We start from the raw sequence: 11,477 nt of genomic DNA, 5'->3' as shown, positions 1-11,477 counted from the left end.
CAATTACCCTTAATCGCTTGAAGAAGCGTGGTTATGAATCGATGCTTGACATTTACAAAAGAAAATCCCCACAACTTAATGAACCGCTGTATACGCACGGCGCAGCCCTCATGAATACCTTAATGTAAAATTATTTTATGAATAAACCCGTACGTACAGTGGTGTGAGAGGTTCTCCGCTAGGTTAATCACCTAGCGGCTGCCTACTCGATTAGCAACTGGGCGTTGATTCTTCCAGTCTGTTTTTCAGTCATTTAAGGTTTCTTTAATTGTCTTTTCAATCTGCACAAAACTGTCAACGGAGCGCAAATTTATTTTGTTTTTTTGTGGGAGGGCAACCCTAAAACCGCCCTTAAAGGCGGTTACTTGGGCAGGCTTTGTAAGCTCTTTGGCAAGTTTTGGTCGTGCGTTGGCTCGTGGGGCTTGCCAATGTGCTTACAAATAGGGAGGGCAATTCCACTATCCTCTTATGGTTTTGCCCAATGCTTCTAATAGTTGTGGATTGTCCTCTAAACCAATCTTTGCTACGGCATAGAACTCACTCATCCAATCATCTATCTTTGCAAATGCTGCATCTTTGCCTTTGGTTGCATCTTGTGATTCCCCTTTTTCTTTCAGGTAAACTGCTCTTGCCGTTTCTAATTCAGAAATCAATGTGTTTGCCGCTGTCAAGTCGTCAACGGAGATTTTTAAATGGGATAATTTACCTTGAACCGCTGTATCGGCTGATGCCACGGAATAAAATTTCTTTGCAGCTTCTAACCATTTGATATAAGTCCGTGGCATTGTTCCAGAAATTGCCAATTTGTCAGCGGTTAATGAATCGTTACGGAATACAACTTTTGCTTTCTTGCGGTGAATGTTGAATGTATATCCTCCAATTGTTCCTTTTTACTTGAAAAATCGGCGTAAGCGGCAGATGTTTCATCGTCTTCGGTTTTGTTTGCATCGTATGCAGTTCGGGTTTTTGTTAGCAATGCTTTGCCGTCTGCGATAACTGTTGAATCATAGCCTAAATCTGCCATGATTGCTGAAATTTCAGGTTGGGTTTCTGCATTTTCCAAAGCTACCCGGTACAATTCCAAGGTTGCTGTGTCTGTAAGTTTTGTGCGTGATGCCATAATTTAATTTTTAAAGGTTTATAATTTTTGAATATCCGTTCTATGTCATAATTAATATTTAGCACGTCATGCTGAACTTGTTTCAGTATCTTTCGCCACTAATAATCAGCTATTTGCAAAAAAGACCCTGAAATAAGTCCAGGGTGACGGTCTGGTTGTGACTAATTACGGACATTCAATTTTATAATTAATTACATTTGGTTTTTTCGCTTTTACAATTTTGTTTTTCAGTTTTACAATTGCGTTTTCCCCACTCACATTTTCTCTTTTCTTATTTGGAATTGTATTTTCCGAACGTACTGCAATATTTTCCTTACTTGCAAGTCTATTTTTCCTTTCTACTATTGCATTTTCCAAACTTACACCTGCTATTTTTCAACTTGATTTTGTGTTTGTAAAACTAAATGTTAAATATAACGAAAATACTTTTTGTTAGAACTCAGTTGTACTTCCATTTGTTAAAAATAATCAGCAGCAACTTTCATTCTTTTGAATGGAAGGGCATTTTGCCGAACCATACGAACAATACACACAGCAATCTCCCTGTTTTGGTTTCAGAATGGTATGGCAATTTTCACATTTATAAAAGAATTGGCAAGAATCCATGGGCATGGTTTCTTTCTTCTGAAAGTCACAATTTGGACAGCTTATTATTGACTCTAAAATTACTTCCATATCTATTTTCCAAGTTTTAATATCCTGAAAGCCCCCCTGACCACAATTAAAAAAACAATTGCACCAATGATTAAATCAGGATACTTTGATTGGGTCAACAAAACCAATACTCCTGCTGCGATAACACCAGTATTGATAATAATATCATTCGATGTGAATATCATCGTGGCTTTCATGTGTGCTTCTTCACTTTTTGATTTTTGTAATAAATAAAGGCAAACGGAATTGGCAATTAATGCCAATATGGAAACAATAATCATGGTTTTGAAATCCGGCGCAGCTTCGAAACTGATAAATCTGCGTATTACTTCTATAAGCCCAATCAATGCTAAAGCCAGTTGAAAATAGCCACTCAGCTTTGCCACTTTTTTCTTACGGAACACAGTTGAACCGACAGCCCAAAGGCTAAGACCATAAACAAGTGCATCTGCCAGCATATCCAACGAATCGGCAACCAAACCCATAGATTTAGAAATAAAACCCGTGGTAATTTCAATAATAAAAAATGCAAAGTTGATAATCAAAACCGTCCAAAGGAGTTTCGATTGTACCGATGAATTGTCCTTGAATTCATCCGCTTGGACAACAATTGTTTCTTGGAGTTGCGACCCTAAATTGAGTTCTTTCAGGTGATTCTCAATTTCAGAGCTTTCTTCAGAATGAAAGACAGTAAGTTTTCGGTTTTCAATATCGAACACCAAACTTTTAATCATGGAAAGCCCTTCGAGTTTCATCCTGATAAGGGTTTCCTCGGAAGGGCAATCCATTTTGGAAATTTTAAAGGTGCTTTTAAACATTGTGAATGACATGTTTTAATTTTTGTTGAACCTCATTTGCAACACCTGCCAATTTTTCATTTTCAACAGATTGCATTGATGCCATCGGGTCAACGGCAGCAATTTCTGTTTGGTTTTCTGAAATTTGTTGCACGATTACATTGCAAGGCAACATCGTACCGATTTTATCTTCTTCCTGTAATGCTTTGTAGGCAAAAGCAGGGTTACACGCACCAAGTATGCGGTACTTTCTGAAATCTACCCCCAATTTTTCTTTTAGTTTTTCGTGTATGTTGATTTCAGATAATACCCCGAAACCCTCCTTTTTGAGTTCTTCTGTTACCCTTTTTACTGCTTCTTCAAAAGAGCAATTCAATGTTTTTTCAAAATAGTATTTCATCGTTTTTGCTTTTAATGTGAATTATTTAAAAAGCAAGTTGCCCGATATATTAAGGCAACCTGCCCTTAAAGTTATAAATTATTTTTCTCCATTTCCCAAACCTGTTTTCACACGGTACACCTTTTCGACATCGGAAACATAAATTAACCCATCGCCTGGATTAAGTGTACACCCGTATTCACAGATTATAGCACAAATAGTATCAACATCTTCATCCTCTGCTACAATCTCAAGTTTAGCAATCTCACTGTCGGTAACAGAAAATTTCTGCGAAACAAATGCGTTTTCATCTTGCAGTTTTTCCGTACCTTCTGCCGAAGAAAGCGTAATGTTCTCAAAATCATTGTCGATTAAATGGTGAACAATTTCATTCACTTTATTTGGTCTTACAAATGCTTTTATTTCTTTCATAATTTTATTGTTTTAATCATCATCTCCGGTTTCTTCTTTCTTCATATCAGCCAATAAATAGTAGGCTGTATTCAAAACTACCTGTGTGTTATCAGGCAACGAATTTATCAAATGTATTTCCGTATATCCATCGTCTTTCAGTCCGGGAATAACTTCGACCATTCGGAAGGCCATACTATTTTCTTCCGCATTATCTTCATTGTCGGCATGGATTTCTTCATTTGCAGGTTCGTCCTTTTCTCGTTCTTCAAGAGCCTGATTGTCCAGTATAAAAATGTATGATTTTGTCCCCTCCGTAACAATAGCATCATTGGGCAAAGCCCTGGTATATTTTTCATCTGTATGCAAATGCCCCGAAATGTACATGCCGGGTATAAGCCCAGAAACTTTTTCATTGATTTTTGCATGGATATGAACTGCCCTTGAATTGGCCTCAAACTCTTTTCCAATGGCAAAAACGGTTGCTGTTAATTCTTCATCGGGGCGGTTCGAAACCGTAAAATGAACTTTCTGGCCTTCTTTTACCAAATGCACATCTTTTTCATAAACCATAAAATCGGCATGAATTGCGGTGTTGTCAGTTATTTCAAGCAGTATGTCTTTTGCATCAACATAAGAGCCTACTTTTATATTAACTTCATTTACAAAACCGTTTATTGGTGAATTAATGTTTATGGTATTTGAAATATTGCCCTGCATAATTTTATCGGGCGAAAGATTCAGCAATTGCAGGCGTGATTTTAATCCTTCGTATTTTGCTTTTGCCGTATTGTATTCCGCTTTTGCCTGTTGGAAGTCTCGGCCTGCACCAACATTGTTTTCAAACAATTCTTTTTGGCGTTCAAATTCCTGTTCCAGAAATTCAAGCCTGTTGGCAACTTCGGCAAAACTTTCCTGTAAGGCAATGTAATCCGGATGTTCAAGTACTGCCAATAATTGCCCCTTGCTTACCCGGTCGCCATGGAATACTTTTATCTCTTTTACATTCCCGCCAATAACGGCTGTAATATCGGCGCTGTTTGCAGGAGGTACTTCGAGTTGCCCGTTTGACTTTACTACCGTGGTTAGGTTGCGCATTTGAAAAGACCCCAATTTTAATTTCAGGGCTTCCCGTTGGTTTTTATTTAATATCACAATGCCTTCGGGGCTATGTTCTTCGTGTTCTTCGCCTTCTCCGGCTGTTTTGTTTTTTGTGTTGCACGATATTAATGTGGCGATTGCCATCAATGCTATAATTATTTTTGTATTCATCGTTACTATATTTTGTTGATTATTTACCTGTTATGAATTTTAATTGGGCAGACAATTCGAAGTATTCTGCCTGTTGCATTAAAAAGTCTTGTTTTGTCCGTATGGCTGCTTCTGTGTTCTGAATAAACTGGACATAGTCGATACTGCCTAAACGGTACGCCAGGTTGGAAGCCTGAATTTGTTCGTCGGCCAGAGGCAATGCTTCTTTTTGATAATAGTTGATAACCTGTTGCAAAGTAAGGTAACGGCTGATTTTCTGGTTGTACCCGGCTTTCAGTTCCAGTTCCTTTTGCTCGTACTGTTGGTTTGCAATTTGGAAGTCAATTTTTGAAGCTTTGGTTTTGCCCGATTGTGAAAAGAAAGCCAATGGTAAAGAGATACCTGCTTCCCAACCATAAAACCCGGAATTGCCGTCAACCGACTGCCATTTATAACCCAAGTCTAACTTTGGAAGGAAATTGGCTTTTTCCGCTTTCCATGCCGATTCTGCCACATCAATCCCGGTTGAATAATAATTCAGCAGCGGGCTTTCGCTCAATGAATCAATTTCGGAAACTATATTGAAAGCATACTGCCCCAAATCCTGTATGTTAACATCTACCGCAATCGGGTATAATAGGTATTGATTCAGAATTTGCAAGTTTGCCAAATAGTTGCTTTCAGCTTTTTTTAAATTTACCTGCAATTCTTTGTACTTAGCCGAAGCAGAAAGGTATTCAATCTTAGAAGTAGCTTGTGTTTTGTACCTCAATTCAGCGGCTTTTTGAAAATCGGCGTACAAGGTGTCAAGGTCTTTAAATAGCTGCCATTGCTGTTTGGCATGGACTGCATTGTACCAGGCAAGACTAACATCACGAGCCAACGAGTATTCCGTAAGTTGCTGACCGGATAAAGCTTGTTGGGTACGGCTGTTTGCAAGCTTGCTTTTAGCCGGTATGCCGAACAGGTCAATGTCTGTTTGTCCAATCCCGATTTTGTTTTGAATACCCGGTGCGTTGTTGCCTACTTCTTCTTTCCCGGTATAAATCGAAGTCGTTCCCAGTTCGTATGCCGTAGCTTTTAACGCTTCCTGTTTGTCGACTTCCAATTGGGCTGCCTTAATTGCCGGATAGTTTTCTTTTGCCCTTTCAATGGCTTGTGGCAATGTTAACGCAGAATCCTGCGCATTGGCATTTCCTGAAATTCCCAAACCTGCAATCACAACAAGAACGGTAAACATCCCTAAAGCTGTTTTTGGCATTTTTATTTTTTTAACGCCACTTTCAACAAATTTATAGAGAATGGGCAGCACAATAAGCGTCAACAAGGTTGATGTCAACATTCCTCCAATCACCACAGTAGCCAGAGGACGTTGAACTTCTGCTCCTGCCGACGTGGAAACCGCCATAGGCAGAAAGCCCAGAATATCGGTTGAAGCTGTTAATAAAATTGGACGGATACGCCGGATTGAACCTTTTTTAATAATGTCGTTTATATGGAGTTTGCCTTCGGCTTTGAGTTCGTTAAACCCGCTAATCAGCACCAATCCATTAAGGACTGCCACCCCAAAAAGTACTATAAATCCAACCCCTGCCGAAATGCTGAATGGCATATCCCGCAAATACAATGAAAATATTCCGCCCACTGCGGCGAAAGGTACTGCCACATAAATCATGAGGGTTTGTTTGAACGATTTCACGGCAAAAAATACCAGCATAAAAATTAACGCTAAAGCAAGCGGAACTACAAGGGACAAACGTTTTGATGCCCGTTCGAGGTTTTCGAAAGCGCCGCCGTAGCGGATATAATAGCCCGTAGGTAAATCCAGCTTTTCATCTAAGGTGGTTTGAATTTCTTCCACAAGTGATTTTACATCCCTGCCAGCAACATTAATTCCTACGTAGGTTCTACGGTTGGTATTGTCGCGGCTAATTTGCATCGGCCCCGGCTGGTAACTTATTTCAGCCACTTCTTTTAAGGGAATTTGATTACCATCGGGAAGATTAACAAATAAATTCCTGATATCGTCAATACTTGTGCGGTGTTCTTCGTCCAATCGCACAACAAGGTCAAACATCCGCTCGCCTTCGTAAATGCTTCCGGCAACGCCACCACTAAAAGCGGATTCAACAATCGTATTGAGTTCATTAATTTTCAGGTTGTAACGTCCAAGTTTGTTACGGTCGTAATGAACGGTAATCTGGGGCAAACCACTTGTTGCCTCCGCTTTTACACCTGCTACACCATTAATCCCTGAAATCAGCCCGGCAATTTCAGCGGCTTTGGCAGCCAGTATATCCAAATCATCGCCATAAAGTTTAACGGCAACATCTTCACGGATACCAGTCAGCAATTCATTGAAACGCATTTCAACAGGCTGGGTAAATTCAAAATTTATACCTGGCAAAACACTTACTTTTTCCCTTACTTTTTCAATTAATTCGGCTTTCGATTCGGCTTGTGTCCACTGGTCTTTTGGTGTCAATATCACAAATATATCTGCAATGTCCAAAGGCATTGGGTCCATGGGTAAATCTGCCACACCAATCCTGCTTTGAATACTTTCTACTTCATCAGGAAAGTTTTCCAAGACAATTTGTTCCAGTCGGGTGGAAGTTTTTGTTACTTCGGTTAATGAAGTTCCCGGCTTTAAAAATGCCTGAAAAGCAAAATCGCCTTCATCAAGTTTTGGAATAAATTCGGCTCCCATCCGTGTAAACAGAAAACCGCCGGAAACTAACAGCACAAATGCGATGGTAATTACAATCCAACTCTTTTTAAGCGACCATCCAATTACAGGAGAGTAAACGTTTTCGAGTTTCCCAATTATTTTATCGCCCCAGGTTTTTTTGTCTGTTTTAGGTGGTTGGAGGAATAAGGCTGCCATCATCGGAATATAGGTGAGGCACAAGATAACTACGCCCAAAACAGCAAATCCAAAAGTCATAGCCATGGGGATAAACATTTTACCTTCAACACCCTGCAAGGCTAAAACCGGGATGAAAACAATCAAAATAATCAGTTGACCAAAAAATGCCGAGTTCATCATTTTGCTTGCCGAATTATAGGCAATTTCGTTTCGTTTCGCCTGGTCGAGTTTTGTACCGATAAGGTTTTTACGGTGGAGGTAAAATATCATGGCTTCAACAATAATTACTGCTCCATCTACCAATATCCCAAAATCAAGTGCCCCCAAACTCATCAGGTTTGCCCACACCCCAAACAGGTTCATCATGATAAATGCAAATAGCAAGGCCAGCGGAATGGTTGATGCCACAATTAAACCGCCCCTTAAATTCCCGAGGAATATAACCAGCACAAAAATAACAATCAGCGCACCCAACGACAGGTTTTCGGCAACGGTAGATGTGGTACTTTTAATGAGCTTACTGCGGTCAAGAAAAGGTTTAATTTCAACACCATCAGGCAGTGATTTTTGAATTAAGGCCATCCGCTCTTTTACATTCTTAATCACATCGTTTGAGTTTTCGCCTTTCAGCATCATCACGATTCCGCCAACGGCCTCTCCCTTTCCGTCTTTGGTAAAAGCACCATAACGGACAAAACTTCCGAATTTCACTTCTGCTACATCCCTGATGAAAATGGGTTGCCCGTCAATGTTTGCAACCAACGTATTTTTAATATCATCCAACGAACGCATCAACCCTTCGCCACGGATAAAGTTGGCCTGAAAATTTTTCTCGATATATGCGCCGCCTGTGTTCTGATTGTTGTCGTCAAGTGCTTCAAAAATATCCGAAATGGCTAAACCCATACTTCTGAGTTTATCAGGATTAACAGCGACTTCGTATTGTTTACCCCTGCCCCCAAAAGAGTTTACTTCTACCACTCCGGGCAGCATGGCCATTTGCCGTTTTACAATCCATTCCTGCATGGTGCGCAGTTCCATGTCGTTATAAACGGTATCGTAACCGGGTTGCACCTCAAGCGTGTATTGATAAATTTCGCCCAGCCCGGTGCTGATGGGTGCCATAAACGGTTCCCCAAATCCCTGTGGAATTTTTTCTTTCACTTCGGCTAAGGCTTCACTTACCAACTGCCGGGGCAAATATGTTCCGGCACTTTCTTTAAAAACAATGGTAACAACAGAAAGCCCAAAACGTGACACGCTTCGTATTTCAGTCACGTCGGGCAGGTTCGCTACTGCCAATTCTACCTGATAGGTTACAAACTGTTCAATGTCTTCCGTTCCCAAATTGGGTGCGGTGGTAATCACCAATACCTGGTTGTTTGTAATGTCAGGTGTGGCGTCAAGCGGCACTTTGGTCATAGAATATATTCCGCCAATAATCAGTCCAATGGTCATCAGCCCGATAAGTGCCTTATTCTTTATTGAAAAGGATATTATACTATTTATCATTTGATTTCTTTAAATTATTTTACGAATACGGTTAATAATAGGGTGTTTAAATCCATGTGTTCAAGCACCGAAAACCTATTATGTACGCAGTATCATGTCTATGAAATGAAACATGAGCTTATTGCACAGTTTTAGAGAAGAAAAAATGAATTAAATTTTGGGCGGTTGCCAGATAGATGCCATAGGGCTTGAAAACGCAGGTTCTTTAAATTTAATATCTAAAGTAATTTCTACCATATTGATAAAGGAAATGCTAAAAAATGAAGGGAAAGAAAGTGTTTGGCAACAATGACAAAAACAAAACGGGGAACATAAATCAACATCATTTGTGTGATTTTGGCTTTGTTCTGATAATTCCAGAGTAACAGAATTTGAATCGGAAGCATGTACATCATTGCATGGTATGGCTGTTAAAACCATTACATACACTGATAATATTACTGCTATATATTTCATCTGCAAATTCTTATTTCTAATAATTACAACGACAAAAATACTATATAGTTCGTGCAACCGAGTTGCAAACTTACTTTTTGCAATTTGAACAAATACCTTTGACAACAAAGTTTGCACTGGAAAATTCAAATCCATTGGGTAAGTCTGGCTGGGGAACAGGTAAATCTTTCATACAATACGTTTTTCCGCATTTGTTGCATAAAAAATGAACATGTAAATGTTCTGGTTCGCAAGTGCAAAAATCTTCGCAAAGTGCGTATCTTAAAGAGCCAGAGCCATCTTCAATTGAATGAATCAGTTTGTTTTCCTGAAATGTTTTTAGTGTTCTATAAAGAGTTGCTTTATCGGCTTTTTCAAATTTTTGTTCTAATTCAGGCAAACTAATAGCCGTTTTTTGTTCTGTTAGAACTTGCAAAACCAATTGTCGCATTGCAGTTGGTTTGATGTTTTTTAAGTTGAGTATGTTGTCTATTTCCTTTTTCATTATACTAATTTCAATAATCTCGGTTTGTTCAAAGCACAAATGTAACAATTAAGCACCGGTGCGTAGGCAGAATTGCAGCTCTTTTACAAGCCTTTGGTTTGGGTGTTGGCTTGTGGGGGCTTGGAAATGTGCTGCAATGTGGGGTGGGGTTTCTTTCCTTTTTTTGCGGGGGGAGAAAAAAAACAAAATAAATTCCATCAAATTTGCACCGACTTGTCAAAGAGCTAAATATTTTAATCTGCTTGTTTTAAACTGCACCTATCAGTCTTGAAGGTTCTCTTTTTTCGCCTTGTTGCTAACTTATAAATAAACCTATGAAGTTTATTTCGTATATATTTTTTAAAATGTGTATTTATTGTCCCAAATAGGACGGTAATATACACATATTATGATGAGTCGCTAAACATGTCGTCAAGTGGATTTTTTATTTTACCAATGTTTTGTGTCGAAACATGAGTATATATTTCAGTAGTCTTTGATGAGCTATGCCCTAATAAATTCTGAATATATCTTAAATCAGTTCCTTGCTCTAATAAATGTGTCGCAAAAGAATGTCTAAGTGTATGTGGACTAACTCTTTTCTTTATTTTTGCTTTTGAACAAGCCTGTTTTAATACATTTGCAACACTCGTTGTGCTATATTTAGTTCCAATATCTTGTCCTTCAAATAAATAAACTTTAGGCTTGTATTGCTTGTAATATTCTCTTAATTCATTAATAAGGCGAGGGGAGAGCAATGAAACTCTGTCTTTGTTTCCTTTGGCACTTTTAATTATTATCAACCCTCTTGTAGAATCAATATCTGTAAGTTTTAAATTAATCAATTCACTTCTCCTGAGCCCTGCCGAATAAATTAGAGAAAGTATGCATTTATGCTTTTTGTTTGTACAACAATTAATAATTGTTTTCACTTCAAGCTTGCTAAGTACAGTTGGTAGTTTTTTGGGCTTATTAGCCCGGTCTATTTTATAGTACTCTCTATCATTTCCTAAAACCTTTTCGTAGTAAAATTTTATTGCGTTAATCCTCTGGTTTTGTTGACTGCCCGAAATGTTTTTTTCTTTAATAAGTTTTAAAAGATATTCATTTATCATTTCAGGATTTATTTGTTTCAAATCCTTCGAATCGAAATGGTTTTGAAAATCTTTAAAATAACTAGTGTAAATTTTAATAGTTTGTGAACTGTACCGTTTTTGTTCAAGTTTTTCCATATATCCCTTCGGAAGAACAGTTTCAACCTTTTCCTTTTTTTTATCTGCCATTACCACAATTTCTGCAATAGGAGAGAACACCTCTTTAAACTTTTTATAATCGAATTCTGTTCTGGCAATCCACCAACATTTCTTCGATTGGCTCCATTTTACCTGGAAATGCTTTTTCAATAATTCCAATATCCCTAAATTGTAGTCAAATATAATCTTGACAACTTTTCGATTTCGATGAATATCTGGGGATAATAAAATTCTTGCTTTCATTTCTTGTAAAACTAGATTCTCAAATTTAACAAGATCTTATCACATAACAAAATATATACTTATGAAAGA

At 38.4% G+C, this 11,477-nt stretch carries 12 protein-coding genes; all 12 read right to left on the bottom strand.

Translation table 11 applies throughout. From position 1 onward, the window contains the following. Positions 1 to 458: 458 nt before the first annotated feature. Positions 459 to 785: a hypothetical protein gene (locus M0051_RS19360; RefSeq protein ID WP_306743221.1), complete on the bottom strand. Its 327-nt coding sequence runs from the start codon at positions 783 to 785 to the stop codon at positions 459 to 461. 29 nt (positions 786 to 814) lie between these two features. Further along, positions 815 to 1,120 (bottom strand): hypothetical protein, encoded by a 306-nt coding sequence (locus M0051_RS19355; protein ID WP_306743220.1) that lies wholly within the window; start codon positions 1,118 to 1,120, stop codon positions 815 to 817. 165 nt (positions 1,121 to 1,285) lie between these two features. After that, positions 1,286 to 1,477, bottom strand: a complete 192-nt coding sequence (locus M0051_RS19350; protein WP_156196996.1) for a hypothetical protein — start codon at positions 1,475 to 1,477, stop codon at positions 1,286 to 1,288. 111 nt (positions 1,478 to 1,588) lie between these two features. Beyond that, on the bottom strand, positions 1,589 to 1,795 hold the full coding sequence (locus M0051_RS19345; RefSeq protein ID WP_116496662.1) for a GDCCVxC domain-containing (seleno)protein: 207 nt from the start codon (positions 1,793 to 1,795) through the stop codon (positions 1,589 to 1,591). Positions 1,796 to 1,797: 2 nt separating this feature from the next. After that, positions 1,798 to 2,592, bottom strand: coding sequence for a cation transporter (locus M0051_RS19340; protein ID WP_306743222.1), 795 nt, complete (start codon positions 2,590 to 2,592; stop codon positions 1,798 to 1,800). Further along, entirely contained in the window at positions 2,585 to 2,971 is a 387-nt protein-coding gene (locus M0051_RS19335; protein WP_116496663.1) for a DUF302 domain-containing protein, read from the bottom strand. The genes M0051_RS19340 and M0051_RS19335 overlap by 8 nt, the downstream gene beginning before the upstream one ends. Positions 2,972 to 3,049: 78 nt before the next feature. Beyond that, positions 3,050 to 3,382 (bottom strand): P-II family nitrogen regulator, encoded by a 333-nt coding sequence (locus tag M0051_RS19330; protein ID WP_306743218.1) that lies wholly within the window; start codon positions 3,380 to 3,382, stop codon positions 3,050 to 3,052. A gap of 12 nt (positions 3,383 to 3,394) precedes the next feature. Beyond that, complete coding sequence (locus tag M0051_RS19325; protein WP_306743217.1) at positions 3,395 to 4,633, bottom strand: efflux RND transporter periplasmic adaptor subunit; 1,239 nt, start codon at positions 4,631 to 4,633, stop codon at positions 3,395 to 3,397. Positions 4,634 to 4,652: 19 nt separating this feature from the next. Then, on the bottom strand, positions 4,653 to 8,993 hold the full coding sequence (locus tag M0051_RS19320; RefSeq protein ID WP_306743216.1) for a CusA/CzcA family heavy metal efflux RND transporter: 4,341 nt from the start codon (positions 8,991 to 8,993) through the stop codon (positions 4,653 to 4,655). A 150-nt stretch (positions 8,994 to 9,143) separates the two neighbouring features. Further along, positions 9,144 to 9,449 carry a DUF6660 family protein gene (locus M0051_RS19315; protein WP_306743215.1) on the bottom strand — a complete coding sequence of 102 codons (306 nt, stop codon included), beginning with the start codon at positions 9,447 to 9,449 and terminating at the stop codon, positions 9,144 to 9,146. A gap of 70 nt (positions 9,450 to 9,519) precedes the next feature. Beyond that, entirely contained in the window at positions 9,520 to 9,933 is a 414-nt protein-coding gene (locus tag M0051_RS19310) for a Fur family transcriptional regulator (protein ID WP_306743214.1), read from the bottom strand. A 386-nt stretch (positions 9,934 to 10,319) separates the two neighbouring features. Continuing rightward, a complete protein-coding gene (gene xerA / locus M0051_RS19305) occupies positions 10,320 to 11,195 on the bottom strand; it encodes a site-specific tyrosine recombinase/integron integrase (protein WP_306743213.1) in 876 nt (291 codons plus the stop codon). Positions 11,196 to 11,477 lie beyond the last annotated feature (282 nt).

The organism is Marinifilum sp. D714, assembly GCF_030851345.1.
Lineage (GTDB): Bacteria > Bacteroidota > Bacteroidia > Bacteroidales > Marinifilaceae > Marinifilum.
Note: the sequence above shows the minus strand (reverse complement) of the source record. Positions and strands in the feature narration are given on the sequence as shown.